At 68.0% G+C, this 23,090-nt stretch carries 25 protein-coding genes; 16 read left to right on the top strand and 9 right to left on the bottom strand.

Features of this window, described 5'->3' with window-relative positions; translation table 11 throughout:
• From YU1_RS0123695 to YU1_RS0123625, 15 genes are all read left to right on the top strand, one after another.
• Positions 1-385 (top strand): hypothetical protein (locus YU1_RS0123695; protein ID WP_029006196.1); only part of this gene is annotated, 385 nt, incomplete at its 5' end.
• Positions 386-635: 250 nt separating this feature from the next.
• Positions 636-1,352: a nitrogen fixation protein NifQ gene (locus YU1_RS0123690; protein WP_029006195.1), complete on the top strand. Its 717-nt coding sequence runs from the start codon at positions 636-638 to the stop codon at positions 1,350-1,352.
• A gap of 23 nt (positions 1,353-1,375) precedes the next feature.
• Positions 1,376-1,873: a Fur family transcriptional regulator Irr gene (gene irr / locus YU1_RS0123685; protein WP_156922404.1), complete on the top strand. Its 498-nt coding sequence runs from the start codon at positions 1,376-1,378 to the stop codon at positions 1,871-1,873.
• A 204-nt stretch (positions 1,874-2,077) separates the two neighbouring features.
• Positions 2,078-2,422 (top strand): nitrogenase stabilizing/protective protein NifW, encoded by a 345-nt coding sequence (gene nifW / locus YU1_RS0123680; protein WP_029006193.1) that lies wholly within the window; start codon positions 2,078-2,080, stop codon positions 2,420-2,422.
• 318 nt (positions 2,423-2,740) lie between these two features.
• Positions 2,741-3,586: an electron transfer flavoprotein subunit beta/FixA family protein gene (locus YU1_RS0123675; protein WP_029006192.1), complete on the top strand. Its 846-nt coding sequence runs from the start codon at positions 2,741-2,743 to the stop codon at positions 3,584-3,586.
• A gap of 22 nt (positions 3,587-3,608) precedes the next feature.
• Positions 3,609-4,718 carry an electron transfer flavoprotein subunit alpha/FixB family protein gene (locus tag YU1_RS0123670; RefSeq protein ID WP_029006191.1) on the top strand — a complete coding sequence of 370 codons (1,110 nt, stop codon included), beginning with the start codon at positions 3,609-3,611 and terminating at the stop codon, positions 4,716-4,718.
• 10 nt (positions 4,719-4,728) lie between these two features.
• A complete protein-coding gene (locus YU1_RS0123665) occupies positions 4,729-6,036 on the top strand; it encodes an FAD-dependent monooxygenase (protein WP_029006190.1) in 1,308 nt (435 codons plus the stop codon).
• 95 nt (positions 6,037-6,131) lie between these two features.
• On the top strand, positions 6,132-6,425 hold the full coding sequence (locus YU1_RS0123660) for a ferredoxin family protein (protein WP_029006189.1): 294 nt from the start codon (positions 6,132-6,134) through the stop codon (positions 6,423-6,425).
• A gap of 93 nt (positions 6,426-6,518) precedes the next feature.
• A complete protein-coding gene (locus tag YU1_RS0123655; RefSeq protein WP_029006188.1) occupies positions 6,519-6,728 on the top strand; it encodes a CCE_0567 family metalloprotein in 210 nt (69 codons plus the stop codon).
• Between the two features lie 563 nt (positions 6,729-7,291).
• Complete coding sequence (locus tag YU1_RS0123650) at positions 7,292-7,765, top strand: formate dehydrogenase subunit gamma (protein ID WP_029006187.1); 474 nt, start codon at positions 7,292-7,294, stop codon at positions 7,763-7,765.
• The gene (locus tag YU1_RS0123645; RefSeq protein WP_029006186.1) at positions 7,762-9,321 is read left to right on the top strand and encodes a formate dehydrogenase beta subunit; all 1,560 of its coding nucleotides are present in this window, start codon (positions 7,762-7,764) and stop codon (positions 9,319-9,321) included. Before YU1_RS0123650 ends, YU1_RS0123645 begins: the two co-directional genes overlap by 4 nt.
• A gap of 10 nt (positions 9,322-9,331) precedes the next feature.
• Positions 9,332-12,169: a formate dehydrogenase subunit alpha gene (gene fdhF, locus YU1_RS0123640; RefSeq protein WP_029006185.1), complete on the top strand. Its 2,838-nt coding sequence runs from the start codon at positions 9,332-9,334 to the stop codon at positions 12,167-12,169.
• A gap of 149 nt (positions 12,170-12,318) precedes the next feature.
• The gene (fdhD, locus tag YU1_RS0123635) at positions 12,319-13,197 is read left to right on the top strand and encodes a formate dehydrogenase accessory sulfurtransferase FdhD (RefSeq protein ID WP_198019031.1); all 879 of its coding nucleotides are present in this window, start codon (positions 12,319-12,321) and stop codon (positions 13,195-13,197) included.
• Positions 13,198-13,279: 82 nt separating this feature from the next.
• The gene (locus YU1_RS0123630; RefSeq protein WP_035716558.1) at positions 13,280-13,477 is read left to right on the top strand and encodes a formate dehydrogenase subunit delta; all 198 of its coding nucleotides are present in this window, start codon (positions 13,280-13,282) and stop codon (positions 13,475-13,477) included.
• 209 nt (positions 13,478-13,686) lie between these two features.
• Entirely contained in the window at positions 13,687-14,580 is an 894-nt protein-coding gene (locus YU1_RS0123625) for a dihydrodipicolinate synthase family protein (RefSeq protein WP_029006182.1), read from the top strand.
• Between the two features lie 41 nt (positions 14,581-14,621).
• On the opposite strand, the gene YU1_RS30945 is transcribed toward YU1_RS0123625, so the two are convergent.
• The 9 genes from YU1_RS30945 to YU1_RS0123580 all read right to left on the bottom strand — a co-directional run bounded on the left by YU1_RS30945 (position 14,622) and on the right by YU1_RS0123580 (position 22,654).
• Entirely contained in the window at positions 14,622-15,494 is an 873-nt protein-coding gene (locus tag YU1_RS30945) for a cation diffusion facilitator family transporter (protein ID WP_051357281.1), read from the bottom strand.
• A 442-nt stretch (positions 15,495-15,936) separates the two neighbouring features.
• On the bottom strand, positions 15,937-16,713 hold the full coding sequence (pcaD, locus tag YU1_RS0123615; RefSeq protein WP_035716552.1) for a 3-oxoadipate enol-lactonase: 777 nt from the start codon (positions 16,711-16,713) through the stop codon (positions 15,937-15,939).
• A 149-nt stretch (positions 16,714-16,862) separates the two neighbouring features.
• Complete coding sequence (locus YU1_RS0123610; RefSeq protein ID WP_029006180.1) at positions 16,863-17,072, bottom strand: DUF3126 family protein; 210 nt, start codon at positions 17,070-17,072, stop codon at positions 16,863-16,865.
• Between the two features lie 89 nt (positions 17,073-17,161).
• The gene (gene cysE / locus YU1_RS0123605) at positions 17,162-18,016 is read right to left on the bottom strand and encodes a serine O-acetyltransferase (RefSeq protein WP_029006179.1); all 855 of its coding nucleotides are present in this window, start codon (positions 18,014-18,016) and stop codon (positions 17,162-17,164) included.
• 80 nt (positions 18,017-18,096) lie between these two features.
• Positions 18,097-18,849: an alpha/beta fold hydrolase gene (locus YU1_RS0123600; RefSeq protein ID WP_029006178.1), complete on the bottom strand. Its 753-nt coding sequence runs from the start codon at positions 18,847-18,849 to the stop codon at positions 18,097-18,099.
• Between the two features lie 82 nt (positions 18,850-18,931).
• Positions 18,932-20,014, bottom strand: a complete 1,083-nt coding sequence (locus tag YU1_RS0123595; RefSeq protein WP_029006177.1) for a hypothetical protein — start codon at positions 20,012-20,014, stop codon at positions 18,932-18,934.
• 118 nt (positions 20,015-20,132) lie between these two features.
• Positions 20,133-20,882: a TerC family protein gene (locus YU1_RS0123590; RefSeq protein WP_029006176.1), complete on the bottom strand. Its 750-nt coding sequence runs from the start codon at positions 20,880-20,882 to the stop codon at positions 20,133-20,135.
• Between the two features lie 222 nt (positions 20,883-21,104).
• On the bottom strand, positions 21,105-22,100 hold the full coding sequence (locus YU1_RS0123585; RefSeq protein ID WP_029006175.1) for a Tim44 domain-containing protein: 996 nt from the start codon (positions 22,098-22,100) through the stop codon (positions 21,105-21,107).
• Positions 22,101-22,231: 131 nt separating this feature from the next.
• Positions 22,232-22,654, bottom strand: coding sequence for a GlcG/HbpS family heme-binding protein (locus YU1_RS0123580; RefSeq protein ID WP_029006174.1), 423 nt, complete (start codon positions 22,652-22,654; stop codon positions 22,232-22,234).
• A 213-nt stretch (positions 22,655-22,867) separates the two neighbouring features.
• Between YU1_RS0123580 and YU1_RS34950 the strand changes: the two genes are divergently transcribed.
• Positions 22,868-23,011 carry a DUF1028 domain-containing protein gene (locus tag YU1_RS34950; RefSeq protein ID WP_084540082.1) on the top strand — a complete coding sequence of 48 codons (144 nt, stop codon included), beginning with the start codon at positions 22,868-22,870 and terminating at the stop codon, positions 23,009-23,011.
• Positions 23,012-23,090 lie beyond the last annotated feature (79 nt).

The following is a 23,090-nucleotide window of genomic DNA, read 5'->3' as shown; positions in this document are numbered from 1 at the left end:
TCTCAAATACGCCAATTCCGGCGGCGTGCGCCTGGGCGGGCTGGTCTGCAACGAGCGCCAGACCGACAAGGAACTGGAACTGGCCGAGGCTCTCGCCAAGAAGCTCGGCACCCAGCTGATCTATTTCGTGCCGCGCGACAACATCGTCCAGCACGCCGAGCTGCGCCGCATGACCGTGCTGGAATATGCCCCGGACAGCGTCCAGGCCCAGCACTACCGCACGCTCGCCCAGCGCGTTCACGGCAATGGCGGCAAGGGCATCATCCCGACCCCCATCACCATGGACGAGCTGGAAGACATGCTCATGGAGCACGGCATCATGAAGGCCGTCGACGAGAGCCAGGTCGGCAAGACCGCCGCTGACCTCAACGTCATGTCGGCCTGATCGCCACCGTCCCCGGCATTCGTCCGCGAATGCCGGGGACATGCTTCGCCGCCGAACGGCGCGGCGCTGTTTTTGAGATCGACGCCGAATTCAAGAACATAGATTCCCCGGGCGGCCGGAATAGCGCCAGCGCGAGACCTTCGCGGGCGGGCCGTAAGGGACGGGAGCGAAACCGCACGAAGAGGCGCCAGCAGCGAATGGCCGGCGGGGTCGCAACCCCGCACTGTTTTGGAGCGCACCCATGACCACCATGGCATCAGCGGCAGGCATGGTCGAACCGCCTCCGGCATCTGCGCTGCCGTTCCTTGCCCCGCGCCCGCAGGGCGAGGCGCCAAGCCCCGCCGCCGTCTACCGCCGGCTCACCGGCTGCGATCCCGCCACCGCTCTGGTGGGCGACGACATCACCTTCGATCGCCACGTCCTGGCCGCCATCCTCGCCGTCGCCGCCGCCGACGGCGGCAGCGTGGCCGAGCGCGCGGGCCTGTCGGCGGAGGATCTCGCCGCGCTGCTGCACCGCCATTTCCCCGCCGCCGGCGACATGGGGCCGCGCTGGCGCACCCGCCCGGGCGCGGAGGATGACGAAGTGGTGATGGTTCGTGACCTTTTGCTGGCCCGTCGCTCGGAAGCCGGAGAGGTCGGCCGCTGGCTGGCCGGCATGCTGGCCCGCCGGGCGTTGGAGCCAAACCATCTGTGGGAGGATCTCGGGCTACGGCAGCGCACTGAGCTCAGCCGTCTCATGGCCCGCCATTTCGCGCCGCTTGCTGAGCGAAATATCAACAATATGCGCTGGAAGCGCTTCTTCTACCGCATGCTGTGCGAGGACGATGGCTTCGTCATGTGCTCGACCCCGGTCTGCACCCAATGCGCAGACTTCGCCCTCTGCTTCGGCGACGAGAGCGGCGAGAGCCGCATGGCCGACCGGCGGCGGGCCCTGGCCCTCGCCGGCCAACCCGTCACCCCTTCCTGACCATTGCCCGCGGATTGATTGCCATGCACGCTCCCCTTTCCCCCGAACAGGCCGACATGGACATGGAGCAGCAGCTCCGGCTGGTGTGGCGGCGGCTGAAGCAGGACGATCTGCCCTGGCTCGATTGCAGCGCCATGCTGCGGCGTCACGGGCTCCGGCCCACCCGTCAGCGCGTGGTGCTGGCGCGCCTGCTGTTCGCCAAGGGGCATCGCCACGTCACCGCCGCCGGCCTGCATGACGAGGCGATCAAGGCCCGCATCCCCATGTCGCTGGCCACCGTCTACAACACGCTGAACCACTTCACCGAAGCGGGGCTGCTGCGGCGCATCGGCATCAATGCCACCATCGCCTTCTTCGATACCAATCCGAGCCGCCATCATCACTTTTTCATCGAGGGCGAGCATGCGCTCTATGACATCCCGCCCGAGGCGGTGAGCATCGCGCAGTTGCCGGCGATCCCGGATGACAGCGAGGTCGCGGGCATCGACGTGGTAGTGCGCCTGCGCCGCAAACGGAATTAGAGGCGCGAAGGTCGGCAACGCCCCGTCTGTCGGATTCCCGACAGGGTGAAATCTTAGATAGATTCAATATTTCAGATAATTAGGGAGAACGTCTCGCTGGCATGACGGTTGCTTCGTGCCAAGGGCGAGTGGACGTGCGCCGCCAGGTGTCCTGGTCGTGCCCCGTTCCTGGCCGCCCAGCGCACGCCTTGAAGGAGACGGACCATGACCAAGACCGATGCCCCCGCAGCCGGCAGCATCCTCGCCGAGCTGAACAAGGCCGCCAGCGCCGAGGATTTCTTCGCCCTGCTCGACGTCGCGTATGACCCCAAGGTCGTGAACGTCGTCCGCCTGCATATCCTGCGGCGCATGGGGCAATATCTGGTGAGCGAGGATTTCTCCGGCCAGCCGGACGAGGCGATCAAAGCCCGCTGCAAGGAAGTTCTGGAACAGGCCTATGCGGATTTCCTCGCCTCCTCCCCCCTCGACCAACGGGTGTTCAAGGTTCTGAAGGACGCCGTGGCGCCGCCCAAGCCGCGCACCATCGTCTCGCTCACCCCGCTGAAGTAAGCCCGCCCCCGCTCGCCGCGCCGCAAGCGACCCTGCCCGAAGCCGGCCGGGTCGCGGTTGCGCGCCTTCTCCTCGCATTGCCCGATCTGTCCGCTGGCGGCGCTGGCCCCACATCTTCGTCCGGTCCCGGCGGCCCGCTGTCGCATTCCCGACGCCAGTGGCGAAGTTCCTGTCGCGCGGTCCCGGGCCGGTTTCCCGACGCTTCGCAGCACCATCATCAATTACTTGATTTACAAGTATTTTTAGCTGCCCGGCGCAGTTGGTACGACACTTGCTGTTTACCCCTCAAGACCGTCACGGACTTTCGGGAGTGAACGCATGCATATCGTCGTCTGCATCAAGCAGGTTCCGGACTCGGCGCAGATCCGCGTCCACCCAGTGACGAACACGATCATGCGTCAGGGCGTGCCGACCATCATCAACCCCTACGACCTGTTCGCGCTGGAGGCGGCCCTCGCCCTGCGCGACCAGCACGGCGGCGAGGTCACGGTGCTCACCATGGGCCCGCCCTCGGCGGCGGACAGCTTGCGCAAGGCCCTGACCTTCGGCGCCGATCGGGCCGTGCTGCTCACCGACCGCTTCTTCGCCGGCGCCGACACGCTGGCGACCACCTATGCGCTCGCCACCGCCATCCGCAAGATCGGCGAGACCTTCGGTGCGCCGGACCTGGTCTTCACCGGCAAGCAGACCATCGACGGCGACACCGCGCAGGTCGGCCCCGGCGTCGCCAAGCGCCTCGGCCTGCTGCAACTCACCTACGTGGCGAAGATCAGCGCCCTTGATCTCGACAACAAGACCATCGAGGCCGAACGCCGCTCCGAGGGCGGCGTCCAGATCCTGCAGACCCGGCTGCCCTGCCTCATCACCATGCTGGAAGCCACCAACGAGATCCGCCGCGGCGGCATGGCCGACGCCCTGCGCGCCGCCCGCGCCGAAGTCGTCACGTGGAGCGCCAAGGACGCCGGCGTCGAGGACATCACCAAATGCGGCCTGCGCGGTTCGCCGACCATCGTGAAGCGCGTGTTCGCGCCGCAGGCGCGGGCCGAGAAGGCCACCATGGTGGACTTCAGCGACACCCCGCCGGCCGACGCGCTGATCGCGGAACTCTTCAAGCGCCAGCCAAAGCTCGAGACCGAGCTCGCCACGCTGGCACGCGGCTACTGACGGACAGACGAGGGAGCACGTCATGAGCGAACCCACCAAAGCACCCGCCGCGTCCGCCGGAAGCCGCGCTGCGACGAAGAAGGAACTGCCGGAGCACTTCAAGTCCTACAAGCACGTCTGGGTGTTCATCGAGCAGGAGCGCGGCCAGGTCCACCCGGTCTCGTGGGAGCTGATGGGCGCCGGCCGCAAGCTGGCCGACAAGCTGAATGTGGAGCTGGCCGCCGTGGTCATCGGCCCCGAGGGCGAGTCCACCGCCCAGGCGGCGGCGGAAGCCTTCTGCTACGGCGCCGACCTCGCCTACATGGTGGCCGACCCGCTGCTGACCGACTATCGCAACGAGGCCTATACCAAGGCGCTCACCGACGTGGTGAACACCTACCAGCCGGAGATCCTGCTGCTGGGCGCCACCACGCTCGGACGCGATCTGGCCGGCTCGGTGGCCACCACCCTGCTGACCGGCCTTACCGCCGACTGCACGGAGCTGGACGTGGACACGGACGGCTCGCTCGCCGCCACCCGGCCGACCTTCGGCGGCTCCCTGCTCTGCACCATCTACACCTTGAACTACCGGCCGCAGATGGCGACCGTCCGCCCGCGCGTGATGCCCATGCCGGAGCGTGTGGAGCATCCCGTCGGCCGCATCATCACCCATCCCCTGGGGCTGGTTGAGGACGACATCGTCACCAAGGTTCTGTCCTTCCTGCCGGACCGCGATTCCGCCAAGTCCAACCTCGCCTTTGCCGACGTGGTGGTGGCGGGTGGCCTCGGCCTCGGCTCGCCGGAGAATTTCCAGCTCGTGCGGCAGCTCGCCAGCGTGCTGGGCGCCGAATACGGCTGCTCGCGGCCACTGGTGCAGAAGGGCTGGGTCACCTCCGACCGGCAGATCGGCCAGACCGGCAAGACCATCCGGCCGAAGCTCTACATCGCCGCCGGCATCTCCGGCGCCATCCAGCACCGCGTGGGCGTGGAAGGCTCCGATCTGATCGTGGCCATCAACACCGACAAGAACGCCCCGATCTTCGAATTCGCCCATGTGGGCATCGTCACCGACGCCATCCGGCTGCTGCCGGCCCTGACGGAAGCTTTCCGCGCCCGCCTGTCCCCCCATTCGCGCGACCGGATCGCCAGCTAAGGAGCGTGCCATGATCGAAGAAAAGTTCGACGCCATCGTCGTCGGCGCGGGCATGGCGGGCAACGCCGCCACGCTCACCCTCGCCCAGCGCGGCCTCAAGGTGCTGCAATTGGAGCGCGGCGAATATTCCGGCTCCAAGAACGTCCAGGGCGCCATTCTCTATGCCGACATGCTGGAGAAGCTGGTCCCGGACTTCCGCGAGGACGCGCCGCTGGAGCGCCATCTGGTGGAACAGCGCTTCTGGATGATGGACGACAATTCCCATGTGGGCCTCCACTACCGCTCGGAGGAATTCAACGAGGAGAAGCCGAACCGCTACACCATCATCCGCGCCCAGTTCGACAAGTGGTTCTCCTCCAAGGTGAAGGAGGCCGGCGCCACGGTGCTGTGCGAGACCACGGTGACGGAACTGATCCAGGATGCCTATGGCCGGGTGATCGGCGTGCGCACAGACCGCGCCGGCGGCCAGATCCATGCGGACGTGGTGGTGCTGGCCGAAGGCGTGAACGGCCTGCTGGGCACCCGCGCCGAGCTGCGCCCCCGGCCGAAGCCGGAGAATGTGGCGCTGGCGGTGAAGGAGATGCACTTCCTGCCGCGCGAGACCATCGAAGCCCGCTTCAACCTGAAGGGCGACGAGGGCGTGGTCATCGAGGCCGCCGGCACTATCTCCCGCGGCATGACCGGCATGGGCTTCATCTATGCCAACAAGGAATGCGTCTCGCTCGGCATCGGCTGCCTGGTGTCGGATTTCCAGAAGACCGGCGAGACGCCCTACGGCCTGCTGGAGCGCTTCAAGAGCCACCCGTCCGTCGCCCCTCTGATCGAGGGCTCGGAAGTGAAGGAATATGCCGCCCATCTCATTCCCGAGGGCGGCTTCAAGGCCATTCCGCAGCTCTATGGCGAGGGCTGGGTGGTGGTGGGCGATGCCGCCCAGCTCAATAACGCCATCCATCGCGAGGGCTCCAACCTCGCCATGACTTCGGGGCGCATCGCCGCCGAGGCCATCTTCCAGATCAAGTCGCGGCGCGAGCCGATGACGGCGAAGAACCTCGCTCTCTACAAGGCGATGCTGGACGAGTCTTTCGTCATGAAGGACATGAAGAAATACAAGGATATGCCGGCGCTGATGCATATCAACTCGCAGAACTTCTTCCTCACTTATCCGCAGCTCGTCTCCAAGGCGATGCAGAACTTCGTGCGCGTGGACGGCACGCCGAAGGTGGAGAAGGAGAAGCGCTCCCTGCGCGCCTTCGTGGAGGCGCGTTCCTGGCTCGGTCTGTTCGGCGATGCGTTCCGTATCGCCCGCGCCTGGCGGTGAGGCGCCGGTCGTTTGCGTAAGTGTCCGCCGCGCGCAGGCGCGGCATGTGTTGGCCATCGCCGGCGTCATGCCGGCTGGAAACATGGAGAGAAAAGATGAGCGACCCGTCGGTTCGCGTCGAAGACAAGCTCTTCTACAACCGCTACCTCGTGGATGCGGGCCGTGCCCACATCAAGGTGCGCCCGCATACCGTTCCGACGGCGCCTCTGCTGAGCATGCTGAAGCTCTGCCCGGCCCGCTGCTACGAGATGAACGAGGCCGGACAAGTGGAAGTAACCGTGGACGGCTGCGTGGAATGCGGCACCTGCCGCGTGGTCGCCGAGCCCAGCGGTGACATCGAATGGACCTATCCGCGCGGCGGCTACGGCGTCCTGTTCAAATTCGGCTGACGGCGCGGCGCTTCCGCGATCGCGCGCCCGAAGGCAACGTCCCTCGGGCTGGCCCACGCTCTGGCAACGCAAGCTCTGGCAAGGAGAACGCCCGTGTCCGACATCGAGACCCTGAAGGCCGAGATCAAGAAGCTGTCGTCGAAATCGGTGAACGCAAAGATGAACCTGCACGACCTCTCCGAGGATCTGCCCACCAACTGGCAGGGCATTCTGGAGGTCGCGCAGGAAACCTACGACACCTTCAAGGCCCTGGATGAGGCGCGCAAGACGCTGCAGAAGCTGGAAGCCGGCGCCGCCGCCTGATCGCCTTCCGGCCGGCACCGGCCTGTGGTTGTGAATGAACCCCGCTCCGGGGCGGACATGGTCCGCCCCGGAGCGTTCTTTTGGCATGAGCGGCACATCCGAGGCGAAGGGGCATGCGTCCGCCCGTCCTGCCCCGGCCCGCCCGGTTCAGATCGCCCGCGCGATTCCCGCCAGCCCCCACCGCCACCGCTGCGAAGCTTGGCGGCGCGCCCGCGTCGGACATGAAAAATTTCCTGTGATCCCCGCCCCGGCAACAGCCGCGACCGCCGCATTGATGCAGCGCAACATCGCGCGAATGGAGCGCCACCCGCCCCAACGCTCCAGATAGAAAACCCCGATCAAAACAGGTCAAAACACCGTATCCGGCATGTGAGATACGGTCGGCGTCGGGCTGGAAAAGCTTTCCGTTCTGGGGAATCCGGCGCTCCGGCACGCCTTATTTCGATAGAGATGTTCTATCGCAACATCCCACAGCCCGCTTGATCCGCATGGCTCCTATGCCAGATTGATTGGAACGATCACAAGGAAACCGCTTCAAGCGGCATAGGGAAGGGCTTTCGCCGATGGCCGGCTACGAACCGTGGAGCGCCAACCGCGCATCGGAGATCATCGCCTCGCACAGGCATCTGGATGGCGCCACCATGCCGATCCTGCACGCGGTGCAGGAGACTTTCGGCTTCGTGCCGGACCCTGTCGTGCCGATGATCGCCGAAAGCCTCAATCTCTCCCGCGCCGAAGTCTATGGCGTCGTCACCTTCTACCACGACTTCCGCCGCGAGCCCCCGGGTCGCCATGTGATCAAGCTCTGTGCCGCGGAAGCCTGCCAGTCCATGGGCTCGGACAAGCTGGTCCGCTACGCCGAGGAACGCCTCGGGATGGAGATGGGCGAGACCTCGCCGGACGGCCGGGTGACGCTGGAGCCCATCTACTGCCTCGGCCTGTGTGCCTGCGCGCCCTCGGCCATGATCGACGGCCGCCTCGTCGGCCGGCTCGATGAGGCCACCATCGACGCACTCGTGGCGGAGACCGACCGATGAGCCACCGCATCTACGTTCCCAATGATGCGACCGCCGTCGCCTGCGGTGCCGACTGCGTGGCGGTCGCGCTGGACGCGGGCCTCGCGGCGCGCGGCATCATCCCCAACATCGTGCGCAATGGGTCGCGCGGCCTGTTCTGGCTGGAGCCCCTCGTCGAGGTGGAGACACCGCGCGGCCGCGTCGGCTACGGCCCGGTGAAGCCGTCGGACGTGGAAGGCCTGCTCGCCGCCGGCTTCCTCGACGGCGCCGACCATCCGCTCTGCGTCGGCCTGGTGGAGGAGATCCCCTACCTCAAGCGCCAGACCCGCCTCACCTTCGCCCGCTGCGGCATCATCGATCCGCTGTCGCTGGAAGATTACAAGGCGCACGACGGCTACAAGGGCCTCGCCAAGGCCATCGAGATCGGCCCCTCGGCCACCGTGGAACAGGTGTTCGACAGCGGCCTGCGCGGCCGCGGCGGCGCAGGCTTCCCGACCGGCATCAAGTGGCGCACCGTCGCCGCCGCCCCCGCCGACCAGCGCTATATCGTCTGCAATGCGGACGAAGGCGACAGCGGCACCTTCGCCGACCGCCTCATCATGGAGGCCGCCCCCTTCTGCCTCATCGAGGGCATGACCATCGCCGGCCTCGCGGTGGGCGCCACCAAGGGCTTCGTCTACTGTCGCTCGGAATATCCGCTGTCCCTGATGGTGATGGAGAAGGCCATTGCCATCGCCCGCACGGCAGGATTGCTGGGCAAGAACGTCGCCGGCTCCGCATACGAGTTCGACATCGAGATGCGCATGGGCGCCGGCGCCTATGTGTGCGGCGAGGAAACGGCGCTGCTGGACAGCCTGGAGGGCAAGCGCGGCGTGGTGCGCGCCAAGCCGCCGCTGCCGGCCCACAAGGGCCTGTTCGGCAAGCCCACGGTCATCAACAATTTGATCTCGCTGGCCACCGTGCCGGTGATCCTGGACAAGGGCGGCGCCTTCTACCGCGACTTCGGCATGGGCCGCTCGCGCGGCACCATGCCGATCCAGATCGCCGGCAACGTGAAGTTCGGCGGCCTGTTCGAGACCGCCTTCGGCGTTCCGCTCGGCGAACTGGTCTATGACATCGGCGGCGGCACGGCGTCGGGCCGTCCGGTCAAGGCGGTGCAGGCGGGCGGCCCGCTCGGCGCCTATCTGCCGGTCTCCCAGTTTAATACACCGTTCGACTACGAGGCCTTCGCCGCGAAGGACGCGCTCATCGGCCACGGCGGCATCGTGGTGTTCGACGACAGCGTGGACATGGCCCACATGGCGCGCTTCGCCATGGAGTTCTGCTCCCACGAGAGCTGCGGCAAGTGCACCCCGTGCCGCATCGGTTCCACGCGCGGCGTCGAGACCCTGGACAAGATCATCGCCGGCAACCGGCGGGAGGCCAATCTCGCCGTCCTGACCGACCTCTGCCAGACCATGAAGCTCGGCTCGCTGTGCGCCCTCGGCGGCTTCACGCCCTATCCGGTGCTCAGCGCCCTCACCCATTTCCCGGAAGACTTCGGCGCCACGCCGAAGCTGCCCGCGGCCGCCGAATAGGAGACACGCCATGTCCCTCGTGCATGAAATCGACTACGGCACCCCGGTCTCCAAGTCCGAGAAGCTGGTCACGCTGACCATCGACGGCATGAAGGTGCAGGTGCCGGAAGGCACCTCCATCATGCGCGCGGCCATGGAGGTGGGGAATCAGATCCCCAAGCTCTGCGCCACCGACATGCTGGATGCCTTCGGCTCCTGCCGGCTCTGCCTGGTGGAGATCGAGGGCCGCAACGGAACGCCCGCCTCCTGCACCACGCCGGTGGCGGACGGCATCGTGGTGAAGACCCAGACCGAGCGGCTGAAACAGATCCGCAAGGGCGTGATGGAGCTTTACATCTCCGACCACCCGCTGGACTGCCTGACCTGCTCGGCCAATGGCGACTGCGAGTTGCAGGACATGGCCGGCGTCGTCGGCCTGCGCGAGGTGCGCTACGGCTACGAGGGCGAGAACCACACCAAGCTCGGCAAGGACGAGTCGAACCCCTATTTCACCTACGAGCAGTCGAAGTGCATCGTCTGCAATCGCTGCGTCCGCGCGTGCGAGGAGGTGCAGGGCACGTTCGCGCTCACCATTTCCGGCCGTGGCTTCGGCTCGCGCGTCTCGCCGGGCATGAACGAGACCTTCCTGTCGTCCGAGTGCGTCTCGTGCGGCGCCTGCGTGCAGGCCTGCCCCACCGCGACGTTGAACGAGAAGGCCATGTTCGAGATCGGCACCCCCGAGCATTCGGTGGTGACGACCTGCGCCTATTGCGGCGTCGGCTGCACCTTCAAGGCGGAGATGCGCGGCGACGAGCTGGTGCGCATGGTGCCCTACAAGGACGGCAAGGCGAACCGTGGCCATTCCTGCGTCAAGGGCCGCTTCGCCTATGGCTACGCCTCGCACAAGGAGCGCATCCTCAAGCCGATGATCCGCGCCTCCATCCAGGAGCCGTGGCGTGAGGTGAGCTGGGACGAGGCGATCGGCTATGCCGCTTCCGAATTCAAGCGCATCCAGGCGAAGTACGGCCGCCGCTCGGTGGGTGGCATCACCTCCTCGCGCTGCACCAATGAAGAGACCTATCTGGTCCAGAAGCTGATCCGCGGCGCCTTCGGCAACAACAACGTGGATACCTGCGCCCGCGTCTGCCACTCGCCCACCGGCTATGGCCTCTCGCAGACCTACGGCACCTCGGCCGGCACGCAGGACTTCGATTCCATCGAGGAAACCGACGTCGTCCTCGTCATCGGCGCCAACCCGACCGATGGCCACCCTGTGTTCGGCTCGCGCATGAAGAAGCGCCTGCGCCAGGGCGCCAAGCTCATCATCATCGACCCGCGCAAGATCGATCTCGTGCGCACACCGCATGTGCAGGCGGACTACCACCTGCCGCTGCGTCCCGGCACCAACGTCGCCATGGTCACGGCGCTGGCCCATGTCATCGTGACCGAAGGGCTGGTGAACGAGCAGTTCGTGCGCGAGCGCTGCGAGTGGGACGAGTTCCAGGAGTGGGCCGCCTTCGTCGCCGACGAACGCCACAGCCCCGAGGCGGTGGAGAAATATACCGGCGTCGATCCCGCACAGGTGCGCGCCGCCGCACGCCTCTATGCCACCGGGGGCAATGCGGCCATCTATTACGGCCTCGGCGTCACCGAGCATTCGCAGGGCTCCACCACGGTCATCGCCATCGCCAACCTCGCCATGGCCACCGGCAACGTGGGCCGCAATGGCGTGGGCGTGAACCCGCTGCGCGGCCAGAACAACGTGCAGGGCTCGTGCGACATGGGCTCGTTCCCGCACGAACTGTCCGGCTATCGCCACGTCTCCGACGACGCCACCCGCGCCCTGTTCGAGAGCGTGTGGGGCGTGCCGCTGGACGATGAGCCGGGCCTGCGCATCCCCAACATGTTCGACGCGGCGGTGGATGGCACCTTCAAGGGCATGTACGTCCAGGGCGAGGACATCCTCCAGTCCGACCCCGACACGCGCCACGTCTCCGCTGGCCTCGGCGCGCTGGAATGCCTCGTGGTGCAGGACCTGTTCCTGAACGAGACCGCCAACTACGCCCACGTCTTCCTGCCCGGCTGCTCGTTCCTGGAGAAGGACGGCACCTTCACCAATGCCGAGCGCCGCATCCAACGCGTGCGCAAGGTGATGGCGCCGAAGAACGGCTATGCGGACTGGGAGATCACCATCCTGCTGTCCAACGCGCTCGGCTACCAGATGGACTATGCCCATCCGAGCGAGATCATGGACGAGATCGCCCGCCTCACCCCCACCTTCACCGGGGTCTCCTACAAGAAGCTGGAGGACCTCGGCTCGGTGCAGTGGCCCTGCAACGAGAAGGCGCCGGAAGGCACGCCGGTCATGCACATCGGCGGCTTCGTGCGCGGCAAGGGCAAGTTCATGCTCACCGAATACGTGCCGACCGACGAGCGCACCGGGCCGCTGTTCCCGCTGCTGCTCACCACCGGCCGCATCCTCAGCCAGTACAATGTGGGCGCCCAAACCCGGCGCACCGCCAACGTGGTCTGGCACGGGGAGGACGTGCTGGAGCTCCACCCGCACGACGCCGAGAACCGCGGCATCCGCGACGGCGACTTCGTCAAGCTGGAGAGCCGCGCCGGCAGCACCACGCTGAAGGCCCGCATCTCCGATCGCATGTCGCCCGGCGTGGTCTACACCACCTTCCACCACCCGCTTACCCAGGCGAACGTGGTGACCACGGACTTCTCCGACTGGGCCACAAACTGCCCGGAATACAAGGTGACCGCCGTGCAGGTGGCCCCCTCCAACGGGCCGAGCCAGTGGCAGGAAGAGTATGAGAAGCTCTCCCGCGAGAGCCGGCGCATCGCCGAAGCCGCGGAGTGAGCCGTGCGCGAGGCCCGGCCCAACGTGGATGTCGGCTCGCCCTCTCCCGTGCGCGGGAGAGGGGCTGACCGGCTGAAGCGGCGGGCCGGACGCTTGCGCTCGCTGGCTTCCTGCCCAATCTGTGGGGTTCCTGTATCTCGGGATGCCCCATGACCGACACCGCCGCCCCCATCGCTGCTGATCTGCCGGAAATCCCGGAGGTGCCCGAGCCGGTGCGGCGCGTGACGCGCGCCGTCTGGCGCGAGGGCGAGGTCACGTCCGGCGAGCGCGCGGTGCCCGAGGAAACCCCGGTCGCCCTCACCTATAACGGCACCACGCACGCCGTGATGATGGCCTCCCCCATCGACATCGAGGCGTTCGCGCTCGGCTTCTCGCTGACCGAAGGCATCGTCGCCTCCGCCGCCGACATCCTCTCCCTCGACGTGATCGCTGTGGAAGAGGGCATCGAGGCGCGCATGTGGATCGCCGAGGAGAAGATGGCGGTTCTCGGCGCCCGCCGCCGCTATCTCGCCGGCCCCACGGGCTGCGGGCTCTGCGGCGTGGAGAGCCTCGCCGAGGCGGTGAGGCCGGCGGCGCAGGTCACCGGCGACCTGGTGGTGCCGGCGGCGCTGCTGCTGGAGGCCATGGCGGCGCTGGGGCCGGCCCAGGCGCTCAATCACGAAACCCGGGCCGTGCATGCGGCCGGCTATTTCCAGCCCGGCCAGGGGCTGCTGGCGGTGGCCGAGGACGTGGGCCGCCACAATGCCCTCGACAAGCTGGTGGGCAAGGTGGCCCGCCTGGAGGCCGAGCCGGCGCGCGGCCTGCTGCTGCTCACCAGCCGCGTCTCTATCGAGATGGTGCAGAAGGCCGCCGTGCTCGGCGTGCCGGTCATCGCCGCCGTCTCCGCCCCCACCTCGCTCGCCATCCGCACGGCGGAGCGGGCGGGCATCACTCTCGCGGCCATCGTCCGCAGCGATGGCTTTGAAGTCTTCACCCATCCCGGTCGCATCGACCTTGGAAACCCGAAACGGCACGCCCATGTCGCATAGCCCGCACCACCACGACCACAGCCATGGCGCCGCCCATTCCCAAAGCGGCTCGCACAAGACCACGGACGATCGCCTGGTCTACATGGCCAACCAGATCGCCACCTTCTTCTCCACCCAGCCCCATGCCGAGGCGGTGGACGGAACGCGCCAGCACATCCGCAAATTCTGGGATCCGCGCATGCGCACGCGGATCGCCGCCATCGTCGAGCATGGCGGCACGGGCCTCTCACCCATCGCCAAGGAGGCCCTGGAAGGGCTCAGCCGACCGGCGGTGAGCTGAAGCGCGTCTCATTCCACCCTGGCGGCACCTGAGAACCTGAGGGTCCTCGGGTGGCGCAGGCCGATCCCACCCATCCGCGAGCGGCGTTCGTGGAACCTCCGCGACCGACCGATCACGCCCGCGCATCTTCCCGTGCGCCGCCCCGCACGCCGTGTTGCACCCAGGTGGGGCTGGTGTAGCGTGCGGCACGCAGCGAGGATGGAAACGAGATGCCGATCGAGTTGAAGGGGCTTTCCGCTTTTCCGATCACCCCGGCGGATGCGGACGGCCATGTGGACACCGCTGCCCTCGGCCGGCTCATCGCGCCGTTGTGCGCCGCCAAGGTGGACTCTATCGGTCTCCTCGGCAGCACTGGCACTTACGCCTATCTCACCCGCACCGAGCGCCGCCGCGCGATCGAAGCCGCACGCGCCGTCGCCGGCGATGTTCCGATCCTGGTGGGCGTGGGGGCCTTGCGCACGGACGAGGCGGTGCGGCTGGCCCAGGATGCCAAGGCGGCCGGTGCCGCCGCTGGCCTGTTGGCGGCCGTCTCCTACACCCCTCTGACCGAGGACGAGGTCTACGCCCATTTCGTCACCGTGGCGCGGGAGAGCGGACTGCCGCTGTGCATCTATGACAATCCCGGCACCACCCATTTCCGCTTCAGCCCGGCGCTCGTTGGTCGTCTCAGCGGCCTCGGCGGCATCATCGGCGTGAAGAGCCCGACCCCGGAGGCGCCGGGGGCCGCCGCCCATCTCGCGGAACTGCGCCGCGCCGTGCCGGACGGCTTCCCGCTCGGCTATAGCGGCGACTGGAACGTGACCGAAGCCCTCATCGCCGGCGGCGACACCTGGTACAGCGTCATGGCCGGGCTGTTTCCCAGAACCGCACTTGCCCTGACCCGCGCGGCCCAAAGTGGCGATGCGGCGCAGGCCCGTGCGCTCAATGCACGGCTGGAGCCGCTATGGCGGCTGTTCAAGGAATTTTCCAGCCTACGGGTGATGTATGTGAGCGCCGATCTGCTCGGCCTCTGCCGGGTGGAGCCGCCCCGTCCCATCCTGCCGCTCGGGGACGCCGCCCGCAGCCGCGTGGCCGAAACCCTGGCTGCGCTGAACCTCGACTGAACCAGCCACTCCGGGAGCCGGTTCCACCCCGTTTCCCCGCGCTACACCACGTGGGCGGGCGCCAGCATGCAGGGCTGCGTGCCGCCTTCCACCTGAATGGTGGCGTGGCCGATGCTGAAGCGGCTTTTCAGCACGCCGCAGGTCTCCGCCAGGAAGGCGTCGTCCAGCGCATGCTCCGGCCGCACCAGATGCGCGGTGAGCGCCACCTCGGTGGTGGACAGCCCCCAGATGTGCAGGTCATGCACCTCCACCACGCCCGGCCGGCCGGCGAGATAGGCCTCCACCTCGGCCCGGTCCACGTGGCGCGGCACGGCATCCAGCACCAGGTCCACGCTGTCGCGGAACAGCCCCCAGGTGCCGAGGACGATGGCCACGGCGATCACCAGGCTGACCACGGGATCGAGCCACAGCCAGCCGGTGACGGCGATGACGCCGGCGGCGACGACCACCCCAAGCGAGATCGCCGCATCCGCCACCAGATGCACGAAGGCACCGCGGACGTTGAGGTCCCCCTTGCGGCCGGCCATGAACAGCAGCGCGGTGCCGAAGTTCACGCCGATGCCGATGAGCGCCACCAGCATCACAATGCCGGTCTGCACCGGCTCGGGGTCGGAGAGGCGCGAGAGCGCCTCCACCACGATGCCGCCGGTGCCCACCAGCAGGATGATGGCATTGGCCAATGCCGCCAGGATGGAGGTGCGGCCATAGCCGAAGGTGCGCTTGGCGGTGGGCGAGCGCTGCGCCAGCCACGCCGCCGCCCAGGCCAGCAGGAGACCCAGCACGTCGGACAGATTGTGGCCGGCATCCGCCATCAGCGCCAGCGAGCCGGCGAAATAGCCGAACGTCGCCTCCACCAGCACGAAGGCGAAATTCACCGAGGCGCCGATGGCGAACGCCCGGAGCGAACTCGGCACGGCGTGGCTGTGGCCGCCAGGGCCATGGGAATGCCCGTGGGAGCCATGGCCGTCCTCGGCATGGTCCGTGTGGCTGGACGTCCCACGATCGTGCGCCGCATGACCATGACCGGAATCGTCGTGACCGGCGTGATCATGACCCGAGTGACCATGACCTGGGTGATCATGACCGGGATGACCATGGCTCGCGGTCGCGGCTGGCGGGGCGGCTTCCGCCGCCTCAGGCCCCCCGCTGGCGCCGGAAGGTTCGATACCTTGGCCGTGTCCGACGCTCATCCGTCCGCTCCGTCCGTGAAACCCTGCCCGCCGCTTTCGTCACGCCCCCAGGGGGCGACAGCGGCGCCCATTTGCCCACAAGCGGCAGGGCGAGTCACCTCCGCGGCTGCACGCCTGGAGCGTGCCCAGGTAGCGCGCGCGGATGGCAGGGCCGTGACGGCCCGCGTCAGGCGAGGAAGCCCGTGACGGCGGCGACAAACGCCTCCGGCTGCTCGATCACCGAGAGATGCCCGCCCGGCAGGCGGGCCAGCCGTGCGGCCGGGATGGCCTGTGCGATGGCCTCGCCCCAGGCGGGGGGCGTCGAGCGGTCGTCCTCGGAGACGATGACCAGCGTGGGCGTCGTGACGCGCGGCAGCGCGGCGCGGAAATCCATGTCGCGCATGGCGCAACTGGTGGCCGCATAGCCCACCGCCGGAGTAGCGACGATCTGCGCGCGCACCTTGGCCACCTCGTCGGGGATGCGGGCGCGCACATCGGCGGAGAACCAGCTGTCGATCACCGCATCGGCGATCGGGGCGGTGCCGGAGCGGCGCACCGCCTTGATGCGCGCCTCCCAGATGCGCGGCGGGCCGGCATAGGCGGTGGTGTTGGACAGCACGAGACGGTTGAGCCGGCGCGGGGCGTGCAGCGCCATCCACTGGCCGACCATCCCGCCCAGCGAGAGGCCGCACAGATGCACCGCGCCGAGCTTCAGGCCGTCCAGGACATTGATGAGATCGCGCCCCAGGTCGCCCATGCCGTGGACGGCATCGGGCGCCGTGCTGGCGCCATGGCCACGGGAATCGTAGCGCACCACGCGGAAACGCTGGGAGAGCGCCGGGGTGACCCGGTCGAAAAGATCGAGCGTCGTGCCGAGCGAATGCGCCAGCACCAGCGGCGGCGCGCCGTCGGGACCATCGATCTGGATGCGGAAGCGTTCACCGGCGATTTCGAGGACGGACACGGGAGCCTCGGCTGGATATTGTATGCCAACCCGATGTATCCGCTCGCCCGGCGGGAGGGAAGTGCCTTTCCGCCGCGCGTCGCGACGTCCGGGTGCGCCCTCGGCCGAGGCCTTGGGCCCCGCCGCGTGTCAGCGGGGCCGTGCCGTTGTCAGTCCAGGTCGGTGTCCAGGATGGCCATCTGGAAGTTATAGGAGAGCTCGTCATCCTCCTCGTCCTTGAACAGGACGCCGATGAACTCGTCGCCGAGATAGACCTCCGCAGAGTCCTTCTTCTTGGGACGCCCCGTCACCTTGATCTGCGGATTGCCGAACAGCGTGCGGAGATAGCGCTGGACGCGTTCGAGCTCGGTTTTTTCCAATGGTCATCCTCCAAATGTCACGGCGGCCTCGCTGGCACCCGTGGAAAGCGGCCGCGGTGACGCGGCCGGGTCAAGGGGAACGCGGGCGGTCAGATATCGGCGCCGGCGAAAATGGTGATGTCGAACATCTGGTCCATGGCGCGGCTGGGCTCCGCGCAGCCGGCGGTGCCCACCACCTTGGCGGGGACGCCGGCGACGGTGGTGGCCGGCGGCACAGGGTGCAGCACCACCGAGCCGGCGGCGATGCGGGCGCAATGACCGACCTCGATATTGCCGAGCACCTTCGCGCCGGCCCCGATGAGCACGCCGCGGCGGATCTTGGGATGGCGATCGCCCCGCTCCTTGCCCGTGCCGCCCAGCGTCACGCCTTGGAGGATGGAGACGTCATCCTCGATCACGGCGGTGGCACCGACCACGAGCCCGGTGGCGTGGTCGAGGAAGATGCCGCGCCCCATGGGCACGGCGGGGTGGATGTCCACGGTCAGCACCGAGGAGACGCGGCTTTGCAGATAGAGCGCGGCGTCGCGCTGCCCGTTCATCCACAGCCAGTGCGACAGGCGATGCGCCTGGAGCGCGTGAAAGCCCTTGAAATAGAGCACCGGCTCCAGCGTGCGGGTGGTGGCGGGGTCGCGGTCCACCACGGCCATGATGTCGGCCCGCAGCGCCTGGGCGATGGTCGGGTCCGCCGCCACCGCCTCGTGATAAGCGGTGCGGATCACCGAGCCCGGCAGATCCGGATGGTCGAGACGGGCGGCGATGCGTTCGGCGATCACCCCCTCCAGGCTCTGCTGGCCAAGGATGGCGCCCTTGAGAAAGCCGGCAAGCATGGGCTCGCGCGCGGCCGCCTCCTCCGCCTCCTTGCGCAGGCGCGCCCACACCGGGTCCACCAGTTCGGGCCGCCGGTCGTTCGCGGGCTTGGCCGCCTGAAGGTTGTGTTGAAGCATTCCTGCCTCCCTGAACGTCATTGGCCTTCTTTCTAACACACAGACGGCGCGCCGGTCAGGCCACCCCGCATTCGCCGGGTTCAACCCGGCTCTGCGAAGAAATCCAGCACGCCCTGCTTGAACGCCTTGTCGCCCACGGCGGGATTATGGTCCCGGTTGGGAATGTCCAGCGCCCGGCCGTGCGGCAGCAGGGCCGCCAGCGCATGGGCATCGCCGGCGATCAGGTCGCGCGTGCCCACCGCCACCAGGACCGGCTGCTGGATCTGCGCCACCTCGTCCCGCGACAGGCTCTGGCGCGAGCCGCGGATGCAGGCGGCCAGGGCCTTGCGGTCCGCCTTGTTGGAATCCGCGAAGGCCCGGAACATGCGGCCCATGGGGTCGCTCACGTCGTCCAGGCTGTCCGCCTCCAGCGCGTCGGCGATGGTCTGCGGCAGGCCGACACCGTCCACCAGATGGATACCGAGCCCGCCCAGCACCGCCTTGCGCACCACCTCCGGGTGGCTGATCGCCAGTTGCGCGGTGACGCGCGCGCCCATGGAATAGCCGATCACGTCGGCCTGCGGGATGCCCAGCGTGTGCAACAGGTTGTAGGCGTCCCCCGCCATCAGCCCGGTGTGATACTCGGCCGGATCGTACAGCTTGGCCGAGGCGCCGTGGCCGCGATGATCGAAGGCGATCACGCGCCGGCCGGCATCGTTCAAGGTCTTCACCCAGCCGGGATAGACCCAGTTGATCTCCTTGGTGGAGGCAAATCCATGGATGAGCAGGACGGGCGCACCCTCCCCCTCGTCCAGATAGGCGAGTTCCAGGCCGTCGGACAGAAAGCTGGGCATGGGGTTCCTCGGCGGGCGGGGCGAAGCGGGGGGAACCTAGAGCGGGAGGCCGCCGGAGGGAAGCGGCAGCAGGTCGATACCGTCAGGTGCTGTGGACGGCGTGCATCCGCATGGTCGTGCGGCCTGCGCGGCGGCGCCATAGAGGTCGCACCAGCGCGACGCATAGGGCATTGAAAGTGGCGATGGCGCCCACCAGCCAGACCAGAGCGGCGAAGCCCCACCACACCAGCGACAGGATCGCGCCGGTGACGGCGAAGGCCCCCCGGCCGAAGCTTTTGAGCAAAGCCAGCGTCTGCGGCCCCTTGGTTTCGGCGAGGCGCGCCGTCCGCGCCACGTCGGAGGACCCGTCGGCGAGGCGCAGCCCCTCCAGGGTGGCACGCGTGCCCGCCTTGGCCTCGATGGTGCCGGCATCCGACAGCATGCGGCCGAGATCGCGCACCCGGTCGGCGCGGACCACGCTTTTCAGCGCCGCGCCGTCGAGCGCCGCCACCCGCTCCGGCGCCCGGCGCAGCGCGGCGAAGTCCACGCTCTCGCGCACCGCGTGCACCAGCGTCGCGCCCATGGCGGCGGACAGCCGTCCGCCGCGCCTGGCCGCCTTTACCAGGGAGATCCCCGCCCGCGCCGGGGCACCGATCCCCACCGTCGCATACGTGCCGGCGGTCACGGCAAGACCGACGGCGGACAGGCCCAGCAGCAGTTCATCCGCCTCCTCGCCACGGGCCAGCTTCCAGCCCTCGCGGGAGGCGTCGCGGACATCGCCCCACACCATGAAGTCGCCAAGCGCCGCACCGGCGAAGCCCGGCAAGTCCTCCGGCTGCCCGGTGACGAAGCCGGCACCGAAATTGCGCATCTGCCGCCAGGTGGAACGGGCCTCCGCCTCCGCGGCGGCGACGCCGCCCCGGAGATCCTCGGGCACGGCGACGCCTCTGGCGTCGGCGACCGCGAGGTAAGAGGCGGCGAGCGCCGCATCTCCCGCGTCAAGCGTCGCTTGCGCCTCATGCGCCAGGGCGGCGGGGTCGAGCCGGTCTAGGGCAAGATCCGCCAGAGCGGGCGGATCGTCCCGCGCCGCCACAAGGCGCACACCCGTCTTCGCCGCCGGCAGCGCCCAGGGCAGGACGCCCGCAAAGGCGGCGAGCAAGCCGAACAGGGCCACGATCCGCATCATGATGACGTCTTTTCCGCAACCGCAGCCCTTGATGGCAACGGCAGGCACCATCCTGCCGTTCCATTGCGGCAACCCTGCGGAAACGGACGCGCCCCGCCGGGAGGGGCGGGGCGGGCCGTCAGTGCCGCGTGCCGCCGGTGCGCCCTTTGGCGCGGCGGGACATCATGTTGAGCCCCTCCACCGCCGCAGAGAAGGCCATGGCGGCATAGATGTAGCCCTTGGGCACATGGGCCCCGAAGCCTTCCGCGATCAGCGTCATGCCGATCATGATGAGGAAGCCGAGCGCCAGCATGACCACCGTGGGGTTGGCCTCGATGAAGCGCGCCAGGGGGTCGGCCGCCAGCAGCATGGTGAGCACCGCCACGATGACCGCGATGACCATGATCGGGATGTGCTCCGTCATGCCCACGGCGGTGATGATGCTGTCGATGGAGAAGACGAGGTCCAGCATCAGGATCTGCACGATGGCGGCGGAGAAGGAGATGGTCACCTTGCCGCTCTCGAACATGTCCGCGCCGGGGTGCGGGTCCACGTTGTGGTGGATCTCCTTGGTCGCCTTCCACACCAGGAACAGGCCGCCGGCGATGAGGATGAGGTCGCGCCAGGAGAAACCCTGCCCGAACACGGTGAGGATCGGTGTGGTGAGCTGGACGATGACCGCCACCGTGCTCAGCAGCCCGAGCCGCAGGATCAGCGCCAGGCCGATGCCGATGCGCCGGCCGCGTGAGCGCTGGTCCGCCGGCAGCTTGTTGGTGAGGATGGAGATGAACACGAGGTTGTCGATGCCCAGGACCACTTCCATGGCCACGAGGGTGACCAGCGCGATCCAGGCGGCGGGATCGGAGGCCAGTTGAACCAGATAGTCCATCGGTCTCTCATCGGCAGGCCGGCGCACCGGAACGGGCGCGGCCGGGGATTGGGGGATGCGTGCGGGGCACGCGGACGGGATACGTACAGGTCAGACGCAGGCACGAGGATCCGGCGGGCGCCGCGCGGGCGCCCTGGCCGGTCAACCTAGCATTGCGGGAAAACGCCGCGAAAGCGCGCGGCGCGGAAAAGCCGCCCGTGCCAGGCACGGGCGGCCGAAGGGTCACTGGATGGCGGAGAGCTTCCAGGGCGCGCCGCGGGGGCGGATGAAGGTCCACACCTCGGTGCTCTGGCCGATCTCGTCGGTCGAGCCCTGCGCCAGCGCGCCGGTGATGCGGTCGCGCATGGTGTCGCGCGCCTGATAGCGCATGGCGACGGTGGCATATTCCAGCGGGCCTTCGCGCCAGGCTTCCGACAGGTCGCCCTGCAACAGCTTGACGTCGCTGACCTGGTTGCGCACGCCGCGCTCCGCATTGGCGCGGAGCTCCTCCTCCAGATAGCCCAGCACCTCGGGGGTGGCGAGTTCGGCGAGCTTGACCCGATCCTCGCGGCTGAAGGCGGACTGCACTTCGCCCAGAATCCGCTCGAAGGCGTCGAAATCGGCCGGCTTGATGCCGATCTCATCCTTCGGACCGGACGGGGCGCGCTGCGGCTGGGGTGCGGCGCCCGCACCGCCCAGGCCGCCCATGCTGCCGAGACCGCCAAGGCCGCCGAGCGCGCTCGTCGGGCCACGACCGCCGGCGGGGCCGGCGTCACGCGCCATGCCATATCCCGCGCCCGCGCCGGCCGGGGTCGGCTGGCGGCGATTGGCGAAGAAGCGCAGCGCCAGCATGACCACGCCGGCCAGCAGGGCCGCCTGGAGCAGCAGGCCGAGGAAGCCGGAGAAGCCGCCCAAGCCGCCGCCGAACAGCATGCCGACGAGGCCGCCGATCAGCAGGCCGCGCATCAGCGCGCCGCCGAAGCCGTTGCCGAACAGGCCGCCCGTCCGCGCCGGCGTCGCTGCCGTCGTGGTCTGGTTATAGGGCGTGGCCGAACGCTGGATCGGCTGGCTGGCGGTGGGCGCCGTGGTGGTGGCGGCGGGCGCCTGATAGGTGCGCGTCCCGCGGCTGCCGAAACTGCCGCCCTGGCGGGCATCGGCATGATCCACGGCCGGAAGCGTTACGGCCAAGCCGAGCGCCACGACCGCGGCGAACCGAGACAGACCTTTGAAAACGCTCATCTTCATCCTCTATCGCGCGGACACCGCGCCTCACATGCCCTAACGGCACGCCTGCGCGATATAAGGATGAAGGTAGGCTTTTGTCAGGGGGGCCCGGCCCGCGCCGGTCGCTTTTTCCAATCACCCTTGCGTCAGCAGGGGTCGGCGCCCAGCGCCGCCAGCGCGGCGCGCGCCACCTCCAGATCCTGCGCCCCGGTGCCGGAGCCGACGCCGATACCGCCGACGCACGCTCCGCCGAACAGGATAGGCAGGCCGCCCTCCAGATTGGTGAGGCGGCCGTTGGTGGCGACGGCAAGCTTCAGCTCCAGCTCCGGCAACAGACGCGAGGTCGGCTGGCGGTGCGAGGCCGCGCTGATGGCCTTGGCCAGCGAGGTTTCGCGCGACAGGAATTTCGCGCCGTCCATGCGCACGTAGGCAAGGAGATTGCCGCCCTCGTCCACGATATTGATGTTCTGCGGCACGCCGAGGGCCTCGGACTTCGCCACCGCCGCCGCCAGCGCCACCATGGCTCCGGTATGGGTCAGCTTCGGGACGGAGCGGGTGATGTCGGTCATTCGGGATCTCCGGTTGAGGACGGGACGGCAGCGGCGGGTGCCTGCCGCGCAAGCGGCAAGCATGCACAACAAATCCATCTCCGCAAACACAAAAAGCATTCAGCCCCACATTGATACAACAATAATAAATGGCTTTTCTTTAGATTTATACTTGATATAATTTATATCACGATATTATATACTTCATTATAATATCAAGAATGAGGACAAAACGTGACCTATTCCATCGCGGCCCGTTGCCCGAGGACCGGCGCCTTCGGCATCGCCATCACCTCCTCCAGCATCTGTGTGGCGAGCCGATGCGCCTGGGTGGGGCCGCTAGGTAGTGTGGACTCTTGGGGTTCCCGGGCTGAATGATCTGTGATTCAAAGCTGCCTTTGATGAGGCAGCGATGGGTGTTCTTGATCGACTGGTGCTTGGGGATGAGCAGTGGGCG

The organism is Azorhizobium doebereinerae UFLA1-100, assembly GCF_000473085.1.
Taxonomy (GTDB): domain Bacteria; phylum Pseudomonadota; class Alphaproteobacteria; order Rhizobiales; family Xanthobacteraceae; genus Azorhizobium; species Azorhizobium doebereinerae.
The sequence above is the reverse complement of the archived record's forward strand: the minus strand, read 5'-3'. Positions and strand labels throughout refer to the sequence as shown.